The 16,530-nt window shown below is 67.8% G+C and carries 20 protein-coding genes; 6 read left to right on the forward strand and 14 right to left on the reverse strand.

What is annotated here, in order from left to right:
• Positions 1–67: 67 nt before the first annotated feature.
• Positions 68–1,372, forward strand: coding sequence for a helix-turn-helix transcriptional regulator (locus tag ACIBH4_RS30470; RefSeq protein ID WP_362770087.1), 1,305 nt, complete (start codon positions 68–70; stop codon positions 1,370–1,372).
• A gap of 120 nt (positions 1,373–1,492) precedes the next feature.
• Here the strand turns inward: ACIBH4_RS30470 and ACIBH4_RS30475 are convergent, their stop codons facing one another.
• The 13 genes from ACIBH4_RS30475 to ACIBH4_RS30535 all read right to left on the reverse strand — a co-directional run bounded on the left by ACIBH4_RS30475 (position 1,493) and on the right by ACIBH4_RS30535 (position 9,095).
• Positions 1,493–1,924: a PIN domain-containing protein gene (locus tag ACIBH4_RS30475; RefSeq protein ID WP_362519975.1), complete on the reverse strand. Its 432-nt coding sequence runs from the start codon at positions 1,922–1,924 to the stop codon at positions 1,493–1,495.
• Between the two features lie 124 nt (positions 1,925–2,048).
• Positions 2,049–2,504 (reverse strand): excisionase family DNA-binding protein, encoded by a 456-nt coding sequence (locus tag ACIBH4_RS30480; RefSeq protein WP_362519972.1) that lies wholly within the window; start codon positions 2,502–2,504, stop codon positions 2,049–2,051.
• Between the two features lie 222 nt (positions 2,505–2,726).
• Positions 2,727–3,149 (reverse strand): PIN domain-containing protein, encoded by a 423-nt coding sequence (locus ACIBH4_RS30485; RefSeq protein WP_362519969.1) that lies wholly within the window; start codon positions 3,147–3,149, stop codon positions 2,727–2,729.
• The gene (locus ACIBH4_RS30490; protein WP_362519965.1) at positions 3,146–3,376 is read right to left on the reverse strand and encodes a hypothetical protein; all 231 of its coding nucleotides are present in this window, start codon (positions 3,374–3,376) and stop codon (positions 3,146–3,148) included. Before ACIBH4_RS30490 ends, ACIBH4_RS30485 begins: the two co-directional genes overlap by 4 nt.
• A gap of 292 nt (positions 3,377–3,668) precedes the next feature.
• Positions 3,669–3,998 (reverse strand): PIN domain-containing protein, encoded by a 330-nt coding sequence (locus ACIBH4_RS30495; protein ID WP_362519962.1) that lies wholly within the window; start codon positions 3,996–3,998, stop codon positions 3,669–3,671.
• A 62-nt stretch (positions 3,999–4,060) separates the two neighbouring features.
• Positions 4,061–4,372 carry a hypothetical protein gene (locus ACIBH4_RS30500; protein WP_362519959.1) on the reverse strand — a complete coding sequence of 104 codons (312 nt, stop codon included), beginning with the start codon at positions 4,370–4,372 and terminating at the stop codon, positions 4,061–4,063.
• 138 nt (positions 4,373–4,510) lie between these two features.
• Positions 4,511–5,608, reverse strand: a complete 1,098-nt coding sequence (locus ACIBH4_RS30505) for an IS630 family transposase (RefSeq protein ID WP_399173269.1) — start codon at positions 5,606–5,608, stop codon at positions 4,511–4,513.
• Positions 5,609–5,789: 181 nt separating this feature from the next.
• Positions 5,790–6,218 (reverse strand): HEPN domain-containing protein, encoded by a 429-nt coding sequence (locus tag ACIBH4_RS30510; protein WP_362768552.1) that lies wholly within the window; start codon positions 6,216–6,218, stop codon positions 5,790–5,792.
• A 32-nt stretch (positions 6,219–6,250) separates the two neighbouring features.
• A complete protein-coding gene (locus ACIBH4_RS30515) occupies positions 6,251–6,877 on the reverse strand; it encodes a winged helix-turn-helix domain-containing protein (protein ID WP_362519953.1) in 627 nt (208 codons plus the stop codon).
• Positions 6,870–7,508: a hypothetical protein gene (locus ACIBH4_RS30520; protein WP_362768547.1), complete on the reverse strand. Its 639-nt coding sequence runs from the start codon at positions 7,506–7,508 to the stop codon at positions 6,870–6,872. Before ACIBH4_RS30520 ends, ACIBH4_RS30515 begins: the two co-directional genes overlap by 8 nt.
• 154 nt (positions 7,509–7,662) lie before the next feature.
• Positions 7,663–8,226, reverse strand: a complete 564-nt coding sequence (locus ACIBH4_RS30525) for an ATP-binding protein (protein ID WP_362768544.1) — start codon at positions 8,224–8,226, stop codon at positions 7,663–7,665.
• On the reverse strand, positions 8,210–8,404 hold the full coding sequence (locus tag ACIBH4_RS30530) for a DUF5999 family protein (RefSeq protein ID WP_362519941.1): 195 nt from the start codon (positions 8,402–8,404) through the stop codon (positions 8,210–8,212). The genes ACIBH4_RS30525 and ACIBH4_RS30530 overlap by 17 nt, the downstream gene beginning before the upstream one ends.
• A 238-nt stretch (positions 8,405–8,642) precedes the next feature.
• Positions 8,643–9,095, reverse strand: coding sequence for a MarR family transcriptional regulator (locus ACIBH4_RS30535; RefSeq protein ID WP_362768541.1), 453 nt, complete (start codon positions 9,093–9,095; stop codon positions 8,643–8,645).
• Between the two features lie 72 nt (positions 9,096–9,167).
• On the opposite strand from ACIBH4_RS30535, the gene ACIBH4_RS30540 reads away from it, so the two are divergent.
• On the forward strand, positions 9,168–9,677 hold the full coding sequence (locus ACIBH4_RS30540; RefSeq protein ID WP_362519935.1) for a VOC family protein: 510 nt from the start codon (positions 9,168–9,170) through the stop codon (positions 9,675–9,677).
• Between the two features lie 157 nt (positions 9,678–9,834).
• Here the strand turns inward: ACIBH4_RS30540 and ACIBH4_RS30545 are convergent, their stop codons facing one another.
• Positions 9,835–10,797, reverse strand: coding sequence for an asparaginase (locus tag ACIBH4_RS30545; RefSeq protein ID WP_362520002.1), 963 nt, complete (start codon positions 10,795–10,797; stop codon positions 9,835–9,837).
• A gap of 322 nt (positions 10,798–11,119) precedes the next feature.
• Here ACIBH4_RS30545 and ACIBH4_RS30550 point away from each other — a divergent pair, with 322 nt between their 5' ends.
• From ACIBH4_RS30550 to ACIBH4_RS30565, 4 genes are all read left to right on the forward strand, one after another.
• A complete protein-coding gene (locus ACIBH4_RS30550; protein WP_362519932.1) occupies positions 11,120–12,358 on the forward strand; it encodes a histidine kinase in 1,239 nt (412 codons plus the stop codon).
• Positions 12,349–12,990, forward strand: a complete 642-nt coding sequence (locus tag ACIBH4_RS30555) for a response regulator transcription factor (RefSeq protein ID WP_362519929.1) — start codon at positions 12,349–12,351, stop codon at positions 12,988–12,990. Before ACIBH4_RS30550 ends, ACIBH4_RS30555 begins: the two co-directional genes overlap by 10 nt.
• 4 nt (positions 12,991–12,994) lie before the next feature.
• Positions 12,995–13,798, forward strand: a complete 804-nt coding sequence (locus ACIBH4_RS30560; protein WP_362768538.1) for a hypothetical protein — start codon at positions 12,995–12,997, stop codon at positions 13,796–13,798.
• 318 nt (positions 13,799–14,116) lie between these two features.
• Positions 14,117–16,528 carry a GH1 family beta-glucosidase gene (locus tag ACIBH4_RS30565; RefSeq protein WP_362768535.1) on the forward strand — a complete coding sequence of 804 codons (2,412 nt, stop codon included), beginning with the start codon at positions 14,117–14,119 and terminating at the stop codon, positions 16,526–16,528.
• The last annotated feature ends 2 nt before the right edge of the window (positions 16,529–16,530 follow it).

Raw genomic sequence — 16,530 nt, forward strand, 5'->3', positions numbered from 1 at the left:
CAACAGAGGATACTTTGGATGAGGGGGGATATCCCCCCCTCATCCCCTGTGCCTTTGAGGTGCGCACATGAACGATCTTCCTGTGTGGGCCGTTCGATTGCGCGAAGAGCGGCAGTCGCGTGAATGGTCCTTGAAGGACATGGCTCGGCGGTTGATCGACGCCGCCGGTGGCCGTACCAGGGAACACCTGCCGACTCAAGAATCGTTGACCCGCATGGTCCGCGCCTGGGAAGCCGGTAAGCATCGGCCGAACGAGCCTTATCCTGCGCTGCTCGCTCAGATCTTCGAGGTTCCCGAGAGGGAGTTGTTCGCAAATCCACCGAATGCCGATGAATTGGTGATGCCATCCGAGGGTATTTTCATCCGGAAGGCGCCAGATGGAGACGACATGGAACGTCGAAGGCTTTTGCAGATTGCCGCAGCCAGTGCCGGAATTGGGATATTTGGCGTCTCCGGTGAGCCGGTTCGCCAACTCCTCGAACTGTCCCTCGACCATGGTTTCCGAAGCGGCGAGGAATGGGAGATATCCGCCGCCGACCACCTGCACGCGCTCCGCACCAGGCCGCCCGCACAGGTGGCGGCCGATCTCATCATCGACCTGCTCACGGTACGGCGGCAGATGGAGGTGTCATCTCCCGCCGAGGTGACCGAGTTGCAGCGGACCCTGGCCGTGCTGTCCAGCATTCACGCCAACGCGCTGACCCGCCTGGGCGACCATGGGGCCGCTGTCCGTTGGTGGCGTACCGGACGAAGCGCAGCCGACGCCTCTGGGGACCGGGAGGTGTGCCTCATGGTCCGCTCTGGCGAGGCGGGGCACGGGCTCTATGGGCAGCGCGCCCCTGAGACGGTCATGCGCCTTGTCAACAACGCGGAACAGATCGCCGGCGGCCCTTCCGTCAGCTTGCTGACCACCCGGGCGAAGGCCCTCTCTCTGCTCGGCAAACATGCCGAGGCGTGTGAGACGTTGGATGCCCTTGTCGAGCTGACGGAGAAGGGAGCCTGCGGGGATTCGCTCGGCTTCTGGAAGGAAGACCAGATCTACTTCACGCAGAGCTGGGTCCATGCCGGTGCGGGCGACGAGGCCAGGGCGGGCACAGCCCGGGAGAACGTGCTCAGGTTGACCGGCGACTACCAGTACCGGACCAACATCGCTCTGCACGAGGCGCTCTGCACGGTCGTCCAGGGCGCGATCGACGAGGGGGTCCGCCGAGCAGCGACGGTGATGGACCCTCTTCCTGTCGCCTACCGCAGCAACCACATCATCGAGACCGGGCGAATGCTGCTGCGCGCCATCCCGCTCGATCAGCAGGACCGCCCGGCCGTCGGCGAGTTCCGTGAAGTCCTGTCCACGGAGGTCAGGCCGACGGGGTAGCTCACGCCGGTGCCACCGGCGCCGCAATAGCCGTTCGGCACCTGACCAGGTCTTGCCGGGGGTAGCGGTTCGCTTCAGGCAGCAAACCATTCTCACTGTCACCTCAGCCTCGACGACCCGCTAACCGGCTCGGAGGGCGGCGACCGACTCGACCAGGCCTGCTTTCTCCAAAGCGTCGAGCACATCGTCCACGGCCTCCGGCGGGTTCACCCGCGAGTCCGCGATCTGCTGAATACAGGCCCAGATCACTCGTCCATCGAACTCGATCTGGTCCAGCACGAAGTCATCGGGAGACTTGGCCTCGATCTCCCAGGGCGCCAAGTGTTCCGAAGGAAAGTCCCTGAGATTTGACGTGACGATGACCTGTGCTCCTACTTTGATCGCCGCAGCAAGCACATGCCGGTCATCCGGGTCGGGTAGCTTCAGCCCTTCGACAAGGGGTTCGTACCCCTCGACCAGGCAGTCTCGGACTGCGGAGTTCATGAGCAGGCGAAGCTTGCCCAGCTTCTCCTCCGGAATGTCTGGACGATTGGCGGCAAGGTTGCGCTGCATTTCGTCGAGAATCCTGCTGGTCCACTGGCCTGGAGCCGTCCTGTCATGGCCAGGCGGATGAGCAGGTCGCGAAGCGTGTTGCCATAGAGCACATTCGCGTCATAGACCACCACAAAGCTCATGCTCAGATGCCTAGCTCCTGGCCTAGCGCGGCAAGTTGATCGGCAGCCGTACGACGCCTGGCGTCATCGCGGCGCTTGTACTCCTGAAGGTCTTCGCATGTGACGCGCCTGTGCTTACCAACCAGGCGGAAGGGGATCTCCCCCTCCTCCAGTAGCTTGATCAGGTAGGGACGTGAGACATTCAGCATGTCCGCCGCCTGCTGTGTCGTCAGCTCGGCGTGAGAGGGGATGACTGTCACTCCCCGCCCTTCGGCCGCCTGGGCGAGAATGAAGGCGAGCAGACTCACGGCTTCCCGAGGCAAGATCAGCGGGTCCTCCGCACCATGTTCGCCGACGACACGGATGACTGGCTGCTCGTGAGATCGCATGAGGTAGTCCTTGATGCGGCGCACGGCACGGCCGGCCATCTCAGCATCGATGCTTCCGGGTTGCACTCGCTTGGCCTGCACATCTGTCATCGCCGCACCTCCTTCTCGCAGTATCCGCAACAAACGAAATAAACGCAAGCGACACCGACAGCATACGGCTCGCGCTCAGAGTTGAGCGCGAGCCGTACAGCGAGAGCTGTGGAGCTACTCCTCGGTCGGGACCAGGCCCGTCTGGCAGGCGGCCCACTCGGACGGGTCACCTAGCTTGACGTTGGTGCCTGCCAACGCGATGTAGCCGATGGCATGAAGCGGTCAGCCGGGTACCAGGGTGAAGGTGACGACATGCGCGGGCCGCACTACGGAGAAGTCCCTGGTGTCCAGGGTGAACACCTCGGTGATGCGAAGACGCTCGGCGACGGCGACCACCGAGGCGTCCGCCGATCCGAGAGGAAGGTCTGAATAGCGCTCCACCAAGTCGGCGATGCGGTTGAGATCATCGTCTGTGAGATCGACCAGGTCGAAGATTCCGGATCTCAGCGAGCGCAGGGATCCGGCCTCCACCTTGGCTCCGCCGATCTTGCCGAGCATGTAGGAGACCTCACCTGCCACGAAGGCCGGAACGAGGAGTTCGCGTCGTTCTCTGCGGAATCGGTTGAACACCTCTACACAGACATCGTGCCTGCGGTCATTTCGGATGGCAGCCGCAACGATGGGGCCGGTGTCAACAACGATCACACTTCGTGACCATACCCCTGGCGCAGGAGATCCTCAGCGTGTTCGGCGATGTCGTCCCGCTCGGTGGTCACCGATCCGAACCAGGAAGGAGGCCACTCCTGACCCGACTCACCCTCACCGGAGTGGACGAGACGCAGGGTGTGCGCGCGCACCTCATGGAGCTGGTCCGGTGTCAGTCGATCGACCAGCCGATGCATGTCCTCGTACTCTTCAGGAGCAGCGGTCATAGCCGGAGTCTACGCCAACCCAGCTGGAAAGCACCGATCTACCAGCACACTTGCCCCGAAGCGATGCGTTCAGGTCCCGTCGCCTGAAGCGGTCGGCTTCGTCGACTCTCCGGATCGACGAAAGGATGCCGGCGAGCTCGCGCCCAGGAACCGGGCGCGAGCCGTACAAACAGAACCCGGAGAGTTACTTTTCGGTAGGAGCCAGACCCGTCTGGCAAGCGCCCCACTCGGATGGGTCACCCAGCTTGACGTTGGTGCCGCCCGATGTTCATTGCCACGTGACCCATAGGCCTCAGACTCCGACAACCTTGACGGTTTTCCCGCAGAGCCGGTCCATGTCGTCCTTGTCAGAGGTGAGAACGATCACTGGTCTGACCGCACGCAGGGCGGTGGCAGCGACCACGGCATCGATGGCGTACTTGTGACCATGTAGCCGGGCATCGCGCAGAAGCTCGATCGCCCGCCCACAGATGTCCTCGGTCACCGGCTCGACCTTCAGCCGGGACAGATGCCATTTGAGGCGATCACTTTTCACGCGGACGTCCTGAGCCTCGATCGGCGTCATCGCGCTGACCACGACTCGGAAGTCGTTGTCCTGGGCTCCCCGGACGATCGCGGTCACCCTCTGATCGGCCTCGCACCACCTGACCAGGCCTTCGCAGTCGAGAACCACGGTGCCCGCGCTCAGCTTGCTTCGTGCGTGCGCCATCCGCCCTCTTCCTGAAGCTCGGGTGCGGACTTCACGCTGCGAAACAGCTCCGCCGCCTCATCACGCAATCTCTGCGGAATCGGCCCGGAGACGGCCTCGTTCGCCTGAAGCGCCTCCTCCAGGAGGTCCCGCTCGATCTGACGTTCAACCGCGGCATCGACGTAGGCGGAGAACCCGCGCGCTCCGACGCGTTCCCTGACCGCCCGGATGTTCCCCGCACGCAAGGAGACACTGACCTTGGCCGCCGGACCATCCCCCGGGGCGAACTCCCGCTCAGGCACACTCATGCGACCAGTTTACTACTCGAAGTAGCAAATAACTGGGAAGTTCACCCATCGATGGATCGAGCAGTCGAACCCTACTTCTCGGTGGGAGCCAGACCCGCCTGGCAGGCGGCCCACTCGGATGGGTCACCTAGTGGCGTGTCACGCAACCTTGGCGGGATAACTGGTCCATGAGCGGATCGGGGAGCTGGCCGCGAAGCTGACCTTGGGCTGGGCGTGCCGGTTGTGCCAGCGGATGTAGGCAGCGATGGCGGCGTTCTGCTCGGGGTGGCTGCGGTGGTCGGTGCCGTTGAGGGCGAAATAGCGCAGTGCGGCGAATTCGGACTCGATCCAGTTCAGCCAGGAGGCATAGGTCGGAAGGAACACCAGCTCGACGTCGTTGGCGGCGGCCCAGGCTTTGACCTGGGGATGCTTGTGCGGCGAGTAGTTGTCCACGATCAGGTAGAGGGTGCCTGCGGGCCAGCGCCCGCGCAGGGACTTGATGAACGACAGGAACTCACGCCACCGTTTGCGTTCACGGATCCGGTAGTAGAGCTTCCCGGTGGCCAGGTCCAGGGCGCCGAGCAGGTGCATGACCCCGCTGTAGCGGTTGTAGGTGGCCCGCAGACGGCGGGGGTTCTTGCCCTGCCGCCAGGCCTTGCCCTTGCGGGGCTGCAGGTTCAAGGGGCCGAACTCATCCACGCACAACACCCGCCCGCCCTGTGGCGGGGCGTCGTACAGGGCCAAGATGCGCTGCATCTTGGCGATGAAGCCGGTGTCGTTGCTGCTCTTCCACGTCGTGGTGGTCTGCCATGACACCTTGCCGGCCTTGAGGATCCGCGCCAGGTGCCAGCGGCTGATCGAGGTCACCAGCCGCAGCTCGACCAGGTGGGCGGCGAGCTTGGACAGGCTCCAGGTGGAAAAGCCGGTGAGGCCCCACTCGGCGGGGGTCGTCCGGGCGATCAGGCAGATGCGCTCGCGCACCCACTCACTGATCCTCCGCGGACGACCCCCGCTCCATTTTGGGTCCAACGCCTCGAACCCCCGCTCGTTGAACGCGTGCACCACCTGGCGCACATAGTCGTCACTGACCTGCATCAACGACGTGATCGCCGAAGCCGACTGCCCTTGCGCGGACATCAGCACCACGATCGCCCGCCGCAGCTTCACCGGATCCTTGGCCGAGCGGGTGATCCTTTGCAGGCGCCGTCCCTCCTCCATCGTCAGCGCACGGACGAACACCTCGGGTTTACGCGCCATGACCACCTCCCAGAACTACTCCGGGACCAGGCTGGCCTGCTCACCCGCCGAGATCAAATAGCCCAGCAAGGTTCAGTGACACGCCACTAGCTTGACACTGGTGCCAGCGTTCCCGCAGTGACCAGTCCGCCGAGGTACAGCCTGTGGCGGCACTTCCTCCGAGGGGGCAGCCAAACCATCGTCAGAAAGGCTGCATCTGATCAATCACTTTCGCCGAGATCTCCATGATCGCCTCGACCTTGGCCATGTCGGCCCGAACATCGTCGGCGTCGAATTGAGGTGACCCCAGACGCGGATATTCTGCCTCATTCCGCCGTCGACGCATCCGGTCAAAGGGGCGAAGGCTCCGGCCCAGCGGTGGGTCGAGCTGCGCACTGACCGCCTCGTATACCGCGATATGCCCGCCCCGGCTGCTGGCTCGAAGCCCTTGATTCTCCAGCACCGCGCACAACGCCTTACGGGCCGCGTCGTAGAGCAACTGGTATGCGCCAATCGGATCCGACTCCATCGCGAGACGAGCAGTCGCCAGGTGTTTCCCGGCCTGAGCGAGCAACTCCTCGGCCTGTGGACGACTCGCCATGACTTTTTCGATCTCGCCGCGGCCCAGCATGCCCTCAAGAGTGGCGCGCCCTTGTTCCCATCTCACCGAACATCCCTCTTTTCAATCTTGAGTCGTACGAGTGGCCGGGACCTGACCGTTTCCAGGAAGGGATCGCCGCCTGAGGACTCCCAGACATCGCGGCTCAGCCGGCGCATGTTCACCTCCCTGCCGAGTCGCCGTTCCGCGGCCCTGGCGGCGTCATAGAGATCGTCTTCATCAACAGCACCGACAACCAGGACATCCACATCGTTCGGCACCCGCCCCGGCTCTCCCGAGTAGCGTGCGGCCCAGGAGCCGTAGATGTACGCCTCCTCGACGGCGGCGACCTCGGACAGGTGTTCACCGAGCACGGCCACCGGCCCGTACGTCAGAGCGAGCAACTCGGTCAGCGGTCGAGCCACGACCGTGTCGGTGTCCGCGCGGATCATCCGCAGATTGCCGAATCTCCGCTCGGCAACCAGGCCCGCCGCGGCGAGACGGTCAACTTCGCGCGTCACGGTCGAGGCCGAGACGCTGAATCTCCTGGCTAGCTCAACCTGCGCGTACTCCTCGTCGGGATGGAGAAAGAGCCAGGCCAGGAGTTCCCCCTGAAAGGGAGAACGCAGCAGGGGAAGCAGGACAGGCGGCGGCTGTTTCATGAACTGAAACATAGCTTGCAGCTTACGCAAGTCCTAGTGGCCACGTGCCGGAATCGATATTCATGTACCCCAAGGACGGTCTCCGCGAAGGGCGAGCGGGGACCAGGCCCGTCTGGCAGGCGGCCCACTCGGACGGGTCACCTGGCTTGACGTTGGTGCCGCCGATCTCGCAGTAACCCGGCGCCGAATGGCTTTCGCCTTGCATGGTTCCAACCCGTGAACGGCGATTACGGGCTAACGTGACCCCGAGCGAAACTCCGTCCAGAGATCGACGGCTTCCTCCAGGTCGAGTGCCGCCCGCCACCTCCTCGCGGGCCATGCCGACTGTGCAGATCAACCGATTGGCGAGCCAGTCAGGAACCGGCTCCCGTGCAGGCACCTCGCCGATGTGAATGTGATCGGTCAGAGTTCCGAGGCGGTCGATGACCTCACCGAGGCGGACGACATCGGGACGCGAACCGCCGGCCGCCCGGACTCGTGCCTTGGCCTCGGCGTAGACCTCCGCGTCGGCCCTCTCGCCGACCGCCCAGATCTCACAGATCTCGACCGCCTTGTCATCGGTGATCCGATAGACGATCCGCCAGGTGTTCCGGCCGACGACAAGCTTGCGAAATCCGGTGAGCTCCCCACCCAGTGGGTAACCGGCCTCGGGGTTCTCCAACAGCAGAAGGATCTTTTTCAGGACCTTGGGACAGGTCTGAGAAGGTGACGGCGTCGGCGTTACTGCTCACCCTGCCATCGCAAGTCAGAACACATTCTGAAGTCGGTGAACCGGAGAAGGAGCATTACACGATCGTCTCGTCGCGGATGGACGGTCAGGAAGCCTGACGCGCCGGATGGGCGGGCAGCTCGAACCAAACGGCCTTTCCGTACTTTCTCGTGCGCGTGCGGCCGGTGCCCCAGGACCTGGACAGCGCGTCGACGAGGAACAGCCCACGGCCGTTCTCTCCCTCGTCGGATTCCTCGCACACCTGAGGGAGGGATGGATCTTCGTCCTCGACCTCGCAGCGCAGCGTGCCCTCCCGGCAGGAGAGGGTGACGACCGGTGCTCCCCGCCCGTGGAGCACCGCGTTGGTGATCAGCTCGCTGACGAGCAGTTCCGCGACGTCGCCTTCCCCCGCGCATCCCCAGTCGCCGAGCTGGGTTCGGACGAGCCGCCGCGCCAGGGGCGTCGAGGAGATGGCGGGCGACAGCGTCCAGGAGGCTCGTCGGACGCGCGCCGCGCGGGCGGCTCGGATCACCGGCTCGCCGAGTCCGCGCAGGAGGCGCCGCCATCCCGGGGGACAGGCGTTTCCCGGTCGGGCCGGAGAGACCGGCCGGCCGGGTGCCGTCTGCTTGGTCGCGGAGCCCTGGCGCATGAGCTCAGGCCGCCTGGGCATAGGAACCCCGGTGAGCGGGGATGCTGCGTCCATCGGGCAGAAGCTCGCCGTTGTCCTCGAACAGCACCACACCGTTGCAGAGGAGTCCCCACCCCTGCTCGGGGTGGAAGGCCACCAGGCGGGCCGCGTCGCGGTCAGGAGCGTTCGCGGGTGGGCACTGAGGCTGGTGCTGACACATGGCCGTTACCTCGATCCTTGACTCTCGCGGGAGAGTCTTCGGGAGCCACCGCTTCCGGATTGACGTTCATCGTCGGTTTTTCCGGTCCGGTGAGCTGCTTTCACCCCCTACGATGCCGCGCCCGCCGCCCGTTGTCTGCGCTGGCAGCACCCGTTCCCGCCCCATGCCAACGACCCCCCCGGCATACCTGCTAACCGCAATGCCCAAGCAAAGCCCCGCCCCCACCTGCCGTATTCGGCTACGAGGGGTCCTGGGTGGGGAGGATCGCGGTGCAGATCTCTCGTAGTTGGCGGAGCTGGTCGGCGGTCAGGCGGTCGAAGAGGATCTGGCGTACGACCTCGACGTGCCCCGGGGCGGCGGCGGTGAGGGCGGCGAGGCCCTCGTCAGTGAGGATCGCCCAGCTCACGCGCTTGTCGGCGTCGCACGGCTCGCGCCGCACCCAGCCGCGTTCCTCCAGCCGTTTCACCGCGTGGGACAGGCGGCTCTGGGAGGAGTTGACCTCCGCCGCCAGCTCGCTCATCCGCATCATTCGCTCGGGTGCCTCGGAGAGCTTCACCAGCACGGCGTAGTAGGCGTGTGGCATGCCCGAGTCTCGCTGCAGCTGCCGGTCCAGCTCCTCCAGGACGAGCTGCGAGGCGGCCATGTAGGCGCGCCAGGTGCGCTGCTCGTCGTCGTCCAGCCATCGCGTCACGGGGCCATCTTACTTGAACTCTCAATGAAACGGGGGTAATGTACTTGAGAGTTCAAGTTTTTGGGAGGAACCATGCCGGTCCAGCGACTCAACCACGCCGTTCTCTTCGTCCGCGATGTGGAGCGCAGCGTCGCCTTCTACCAGGAGGCGCTCGGCTTCAGGACGGTCATGGGCATGCCGGGCGCCGCGTTCCTTCAGGCCTCGGGATCCAGCAACGACCACGACCTCGGTCTCTTCGAGGTCGGCGCGCAGGCGGGTCCCTCGGGGGCCGGGCGCTCTGCCGTCGGCCTCTATCACCTCGCCTGGGAGGTCGACACCCTCGCCGAACTGGAGCGGATCGCCCTCAAACTCGGCGAGCTCGACGCCCTCGTCGGCGCCTCCGACCACTCCACCACCAAGGCCCTGTACGCCAAGGACCCCGACGGGCTGGAGTTCGAGGTCTCCTGGCTCGTCCCCGCCGACCTTCTCACCGAGGAGACGCTGAAGGGGCGTTCCCGCATCAAGCCTCTCGACATCGCGAGGGAGAAGGAGCGGTACGGCGCCGAGACCCGCGGCGGCCTCGGGGTCTCGATCCCCGTCTGATCATTCCCCGCGGCGCGGGGAGAGGGGGTGATCCGGTGAAGGCCTCCCCAGCCCTTCACCGGATCACGGACTTCGCATCCACCGACGTGCCCGCAAAGTCGGGTGATACTCCCCTTTTTCGTGTTTTTTACCTACTCGTATATCCCCTCACGGAGCGTCAGAGCCTGCCGAACCAGTCGCGTACGGCGTCGATCCCGCCGGCCCCGAGGGCGACCATCAGCGCGTACCGCGCCTTCGAGGGCGCCAGACCGCGTGCCCCGATCGCCCCGACACGAGCGGCGAGCCCTTCGGCCAGGTGCAGCTCGCCGAGCGGGGCCGCGTGGGTACGGCACCTCGACGCGACGACCACCGGGATCCCCCACTCCGTCAGCTCGGTGATCGTCGTGAAGAGCTCGACCGGTACGTTGCCCAGGCCGGTCCCCTCCAGCACGACACCCCGGGCCCCCGCGTCCACGACGGCGGTGAGCGACGCGGGTCCGATCCCCGGATAGGTCTTGATCAGGGCGACGTCCGACGCGGGGTCCCCCACGAACGCGGGCGGCCGGGGCGGCGGGGCCGACAGCGTCTCGACCCGGCCGCCGACCACCCGGCCCAGTACGGGGAAGGGGGCCGACGAGAACGCCGCGACGCTCGTGGCGTCGACCTTGGTGACCCAGCGGGCCGCGTGGATCTCGTCGTTGACGCACACGACGGCGCCGGCACCGCGCAGCGCCCCGTCGGCGGCGGCCGTGACGGAGGAGGCGAGGTTGCGCGGGCCGTCCGGGGACAGCTCGTCCAGGGAGCGTACGGCTCCGGTCAGCACGATGGCTCCGCGCTCCGCCGCCCGGCCCGCGAGCAGGTCCGCGAGATAGGCGGTCTCCTCCAGCGTGTCGGTGCCGTGAGTGATCACGACGCCGTCGAACCCGCGGTCCAGGATGGCCGAGCGTGCCCTGCGGGCCAGGTCCAGCATGGTCGAGGTCGACATGTCCCAGCTGGGCTCCGCCATCACGTCCTCGGCCACGACGTCCGCGGTGATCGCGCCGGACGGGAGTGCCCGCAGGAGGTCGGCCCCGGACGCGAACCCCGGGCGGCCGGGGGCGTAGGAGTAGGCGATGACATCGCCGGTCGCCAGCAGCAGCACACGCTTCAAGGCGCGGTCCCTTCGATGGGCCGTGTTCGGGTCGCCTCTATTTATAACCCATCGCTACCCCCATTGGGGTTATCTGCGAAACCGTGCGATGTCAGGAGAGGTCGTCGAGGGCGGGTGTCTCCGGGGCGGCTGGATGCGAAGGCGGACGGGGTCCGCCCGAGACACCGGGGCGGGAACCGCCGAGAAGATCCCATCGGTGGGAACCGCCAGGCGAACCGCTGAGGGGCCACCTCAGAAAGGTGGGGTTTGCCCTACCTTTTTCTGGGATACCTCGCCCCTGTGTCCCGGCCGTCTCGATCTCTACCGTGGTCGCATGACCGCCATCGAGATGACCACCCCCTGGGAGAGGATCAGCACCCACTGGTCCGCACGGACCTGGCTCCGCACCGCGCACCTGGTGGTGGGGACGCCGATCGCCCTGCTGGGCGCGTGGGTGATCCTGGCGCTGGTGGCGGCGGCGGTGCTGCTGGTGTGGACCGTGGTGGTCCCCGTGGTCGCGCTGCTGCTGTCCTTCGTGGTCGTCCGGCTGCTCACCCGGGTGCAGCGGTCCCGGTTCGCCGCCTTCCTCGACGTCGACATCCTCCCGGTCGCGCGCCGCCCCCTGAGCATGAACCCGTTCAGGCGGCTGCTCCAGGAGGCCAGGACACTGAGCACCTGGCGTCGGCTCGGATACCACCTGCTCGCCCCGCTGATCAGCGGCATCGGCGCCTTCTCCGTCGTCGGGGCGTGGGCGGGCGGCCTGGTCACCGCCGCGCTCGCCGTGCGGTACTGGGCGATGGAGGAGAGCTGGCGGAGCGTGGGGTTCGTCCTCGTCTCCGGGACCCTGTTCGTCGCGGCGCCGTGGGTGGCCCGCGGGTTCGCGATGCTGGACGTGATCGCCGCCGAGTCCCTGCTCGGGCCCAGTCTGAGCGACCGGCTGGTCCAGCGGGTCGAGACGTTGCGGGAAAGCCGGGCCGAGGTGGTCGACGCCGCGGACGCCGAGCGCCGCCGCATCGAGCGGGATCTGCACGACGGCACCCAGCAGCGGCTGGTCTCGCTCGCGATGAACCTGGGCATGGCCCGCGCCACCCTCACCGACCTGCCGGAACCCGCGCGCGAGGTGATCGTGCAGGCGCACGAGGAGGCGAAGCAGGCCCTCAAGGAGCTGCGCGACTTCGTCCGGGGGCTGCACCCGGCCGTACTCAACGACCAGGGCCTGGACGCGGCGCTGTCCGGCCTCGCGGTGCGGGCGCCGTTCCCCGTACGGCTGAGCGTCGACATCGCCGAACGGGTCTCTCCCACGGTCGAGGCGGTGGCGTTCTTCGTCGTGTCCGAGTCGCTCACCAACATCGCGAAGCACGCGGGGGCGTCCTGCGCCGAGGTCGTCGTCGACCGCGTCGGTGACCGCCTCCACGTCGCCGTCGGCGACGACGGCCACGGCGGCGCGGACCCCGACGCCGGGACCGGCCTGCGCGGCCTGGCCCGTCGGGTCGGCTCCGTGGACGGCATCCTGTACGTCGACAGCCCGCTCGGCGGGCCGACGACGATCAGAGTGGAGCTGCCGTGCGCGTAGTGCTCGCCGAGGACTCGGTGCTGCTGAGAGAGGGGCTCGTCCGCCTGCTCGGCTCGGCGGGCATCGAGGTCGTGGCCGCGGTGTCCGACGCCGAAGGACTGCTGCGCGCCGTGGACGAGCACGTCCCCGACCTCGTCGTCACCGACGTGCGGATGCCGCCCTCGCACACCGACGAGGGCCTGCGCGCGGCGCTCGTCCTGCGCCGCCAGCGGCCGACGCTCGCGATCCTCGTGCTCTCCCAGTACGTCGAGGAGCGCTACGCCACCCAGCTGCTGTCCACCGCGACCAGCGGGGTCGGCTACCTGCTCAAGGACCGGGTGGCCGACGTCGAGGAGTTCCTCGACGCCCTGCGCCGGGTCGCCGCCGGAGGCACCGCCCTCGATCCCGAGGTGGTTGCCCAGCTGCTGCTGCGCAGGCACAGCGACCCGCTGGACCGGCTCACCCGCAGGGAGCACGAGGTGCTCTCGCTGATCGCGGAGGGCCGCTCCAACACCGGGATCGCCGAGGCCCTGGTGGTCTCGGAGAGCGCGGTCGGCAAGCACATCAACAACATCTTCACCAAGCTCGATCTCTCCGGCGCCGACAAGGACCACCGCCGGGTACTCGCCGTCCTGCGATTCCTGAGGGTTTGAAAGCATGCCGATAAGAAACAACGTGCGGATCGCCTGGCTGGTCGCGGGCGGTGCGCTCACCGCGCTCGCCGTCGCCTTCACCACCATAGGGGCGTGGGCCGAGATCACGGCGCCCCGCCGGACCACCGAGACCACGATGCGGTCCTGGGCGCTCACCACGCCGGGAATCGTCGTGGAGAGCGCGAGTCACGTCAACATCTCGGTCGTACCCGGAGCGGTGAAGCGCCTGGACCTGGAGCGGATGCTCTTCTGGACCGAGGACCGGCCCGTGGTCACCGAGGAGTGGGACGGGCGGACGCTCAGGCTCGACGTCCGCTGCCCCGGCGGCGACCGTCCCGGTGGCCCCGCCTGCCAGGCCGACTACATCCTGCGCGTACCCGCCGCCACCGACGTCGAGGTGACGTCCCGCCGCGTCGGGACCGTCATGGCGAGCGGTATCGAGGGCGACCTGCGCCTCTCCACCACCGTGGGCGACGTGATCGTGGACGGCACGAAGGGCGCGCTGCGGGTATGGGCGCGAACGGGGGACGTGATCGGCATCGACCTCGGGTCCACGGAGGCCGACGTCGAGACCGGTACGGGAGACGTCGACCTGGGGTTCACGGTCCCGCCCGGCGACGTCAGCGCCGTGGTGAAGACGACCGGCGACGTGAGGGTGAGGGTGCCGGACGGGGAGGAGTACCGGGAGGGCTACGACGTGCGGACCGGCACCGGACACGCGATCGTCGAGGTGCGACGTGACCCGGCCGCCCCTCGGCGGATCACCGCCCTGACCGGGAGCGGCGAGCTGCACGTCTTCCCGTTCTGACCCACCGCCCTGGCAGGGAGGGGCGAGCCGCGCATCCTCCCGTTCCGACCCCTGCCCTGACGGGTAGGGGCGAGCCGCACATCTTCCCATTCCGACCCATCCCCCTGGCCGGAAGGGGACGAACCACACATCCTCCCGTCCTGCCCCACCCCTTCGCCCGTAGAGTGGGAGCGTTCCCACGCATTGGGGAACCCTCTCGACGCCGGGCCGCGACCGTGCTCATGATGGCGGTGGAACGCTTCCACCGACCGGGACGACGGCGACCCGCCACCCCGCGCGTTCCGGCAGTCGCGAGAACCGACGGGGGGTTTTCGAAGCATGACCGTAACGACCATCTCGGCCCGGGGTGAGACCCTGGCCTTTCCCCAGGGCTTCGTCTGGGGGGCGGCCACCGCCGCCTACCAGATCGAGGGCTCCGTGCGAGAGGGCGGGCGCGGCCCGTCGATCTGGGACACGTTCTCCCGCACGCCGGGAAGGATCGCCGACGGCCACACCGGCGACGTGGCCTGCGACCACTACCACCGCTACGCCGACGACGTCCGGATGATGGCGGAGCTGGGACTCGGCGCCTACCGGTTCTCGGTCGCGTGGCCCAGGATCCAGCCGTCGGGCTCTGGGCCCGCCGTCGCCGCCGGGCTCGGCTTCTACGACCGGCTGGTGGACGAGCTGCTCGCGGCCGACATCACGCCCTACGTGACGCTCTACCACTGGGACCTCCCCCAGTCGCTGGAGGATCGGGGCGGGTGGACCAACCGCGACACCGCCTACCGCTTCGCCGACTTCGCGCGCATTATGCACGACCGGCTCGGCGACCGCGTCGGGACGTGGATGACGGTGAACGAGCCGTGGGTGTCGGCGGTGCTGGGGTACGGCATCGGCATCCACGCGCCGGGCCGCGCGTCGGCGGCGGAGGCCTTCCGCGCCTCCCACCACCTCCTGCTCGCCCACGGGCTGAGCGCCCGGGTGCTGCGCGAGGCGGGCGCCCGCGAGATCGCCCTCACCCTGAACCTCACGCCGGTGATGACGCCCGGCCAGGTGAACGACCCCGACCTCGTCCCTTCCGTCGAGGACGCCGAGGCGGTGGACCGGATCGACTGCCTCATCAACCGGCAGTTCCTCGACCCCACCCTGCGCGGGAAGTACCCCGACCCGGCGCTCGCCATCATGGAACGCATGGGCGGGATCGACCACATCCGCGACGGCGACCTCGAAACGATCAACCAGGCCGTCGACCTGCTCGGGATCAACTACTACACCCCCTGCGTCGTACGGTCCCAGCCGGGCGAGCCCGCCAACGCCGCCTACCCCGGCAGCGAGGACATCCTGTTCAGCGGCACCCACGCCCCGACGACCGCGATGGGCTGGGCGATCGTGCCGACCGGGCTCTCCCAGCTGCTCACCCGGCTCTCGCGCGACTACCCCGAGGTCGGCCTGCTCGTCACCGAGAACGGTGCCGCCTTCGACGACGTGGTGGAGGACGACCGCGTGCACGACGCCGACAGGACCGCCTTCTTCGAGGGCCACCTGAGAGCGGCACACACCGCGATCGAGGCCGGCGCCGACCTGCGCGGTTTCCTGGTCTGGTCGCTGATGGACAACTTCGAGTGGGCCGAGGGCTACAACAAGCGCTTCGGGATCGTGCACGTCGACTTCGAGACGCAGCGGCGGCTGCCCAAGGACAGCGCGCTGTGGTACCGCGAGGTGATCCGGCACAACGGGCTGCACCGCGAGCGTGCCAAGCGCCCCACCCTGGAGGCGGTCGCCGCCCGCGCGGGCGTGTCGAGGTCGACCGTCTCCCGGGTGATCAACGGTGAGGGCACGGTCAGCGACGAGTTCCGCGCCATCGTCATGAACGCCGTGAACGAGCTGGGCTACGTCCCCAACTCGGCGGCCCGAAGCCTGGTGACCCGGCGCACCGACTCGATCGCGCTCGTCGTCTCCGGCTCCCCCGCCTCGGTCAGGGCCGACGACCCGCTGTTCTCCGCGACCGTCCGCTCGGTCACCGGGGAGCTTGAGGAGTCGGGCAAGCGCGTCACGCTCATGCTCGCCGACTCGTCGGCCGGCCGGCTCCGGGTGGAGCGGTACGCCGCCTCGGGGCACGTCGACGGGGTGGTACTCGTGTCCACGCGGGGCAGCGACCCGCTGCCCGCCGCGCTGGCCCGCACGGGCGTCCCCGTCGTGTCACTGGGCAGGTCCGCGATGGAGACGCGGATCTCGTACGCCGACATCGACAACGCGGGCGGTGCCGCCTCGGCGGTGAGACACCTCCTCGACCGGGGACGGCGGCGGATCGCCGCGATCTCCGGGCCCCCGGACGCGATCGGCGCGGGGGAGCGGCTTGAGGGATACCGCAAGGCGCTGCGCGACACCGGACACCGGTCGATCATCGCCGTCGGCGACCTCACCCTCGCCTCGGGCGCGGACGCGATGCGCCAGCTCCTGCGCGACGATCCGGCGCTCGACGCGGTCTTCGCGGTGGGCGACCTGATGGCGATCGGCGCCCTGCGGGTGCTGAGCGAGTCGGGACGGCGGGTGCCGCACGACGTCGCGATCGTGGGGTTCGACGACATCGAGGCCGTCTCCTACACCGTGCCCGCGCTCACCACGGTGCGCGTGCCGGCGGAGGACCAGGCACGGGTGGCGGTGCGCCTGCTTCTCCGCCAGATCGACGGCGGGCCCATGTCGTCGACGATCCTGCCCGCGGAGCTGGTCGTCCGGGAGTCCACCTGAGA

It is taken from the genome of Streptosporangium sp. NPDC050284, from assembly GCF_044459525.1.
Taxonomy (GTDB): Bacteria; Actinomycetota; Actinomycetes; order Streptosporangiales; family Streptosporangiaceae; genus Streptosporangium.

Bases quoted from the DNA above. Each gene is read 5' to 3' on its own strand.
- ACIBH4_RS30560 (WP_362768538.1), top strand. From the start codon at position 12,995: ATGCCGATAAGAAACAACGTGCGGATCGCCTGGCTGGTCGCGGGCGGT.
- ACIBH4_RS30530 (WP_362519941.1), bottom strand. From the start codon at position 8,404: ATGTGTCAGCACCAGCCTCAGTGCCCACCCGCGAACGCTCCTGACCGC.
- ACIBH4_RS30470 (WP_362770087.1), top strand. From the start codon at position 68: ATGAACGATCTTCCTGTGTGGGCCGTTCGATTGCGCGAAGAGCGGCAG.
- ACIBH4_RS30540 (WP_362519935.1), top strand. From the start codon at position 9,168: ATGCCGGTCCAGCGACTCAACCACGCCGTTCTCTTCGTCCGCGATGTG.
- ACIBH4_RS30475 (WP_362519975.1), bottom strand. From the start codon at position 1,924: ATGCAGCGCAACCTTGCCGCCAATCGTCCAGACATTCCGGAGGAGAAG.
- ACIBH4_RS30510 (WP_362768552.1), bottom strand. From the start codon at position 6,218: ATGCTGGGCCGCGGCGAGATCGAAAAAGTCATGGCGAGTCGTCCACAG.
- ACIBH4_RS30525 (WP_362768544.1), bottom strand. From the start codon at position 8,226: ATGCCCAGGCGGCCTGAGCTCATGCGCCAGGGCTCCGCGACCAAGCAG.
- ACIBH4_RS30505 (WP_399173269.1), bottom strand. From the start codon at position 5,608: ATGGCGCGTAAACCCGAGGTGTTCGTCCGTGCGCTGACGATGGAGGAG.
- ACIBH4_RS30500 (WP_362519959.1), bottom strand. From the start codon at position 4,372: ATGAGTGTGCCTGAGCGGGAGTTCGCCCCGGGGGATGGTCCGGCGGCC.
- ACIBH4_RS30550 (WP_362519932.1), top strand. From the start codon at position 11,120: ATGACCGCCATCGAGATGACCACCCCCTGGGAGAGGATCAGCACCCAC.
- ACIBH4_RS30490 (WP_362519965.1), bottom strand. From the start codon at position 3,376: ATGACCGCTGCTCCTGAAGAGTACGAGGACATGCATCGGCTGGTCGAT.
- ACIBH4_RS30565 (WP_362768535.1), top strand. From the start codon at position 14,117: ATGACCGTAACGACCATCTCGGCCCGGGGTGAGACCCTGGCCTTTCCC.
- ACIBH4_RS30480 (WP_362519972.1), bottom strand. From the start codon at position 2,504: ATGACAGATGTGCAGGCCAAGCGAGTGCAACCCGGAAGCATCGATGCT.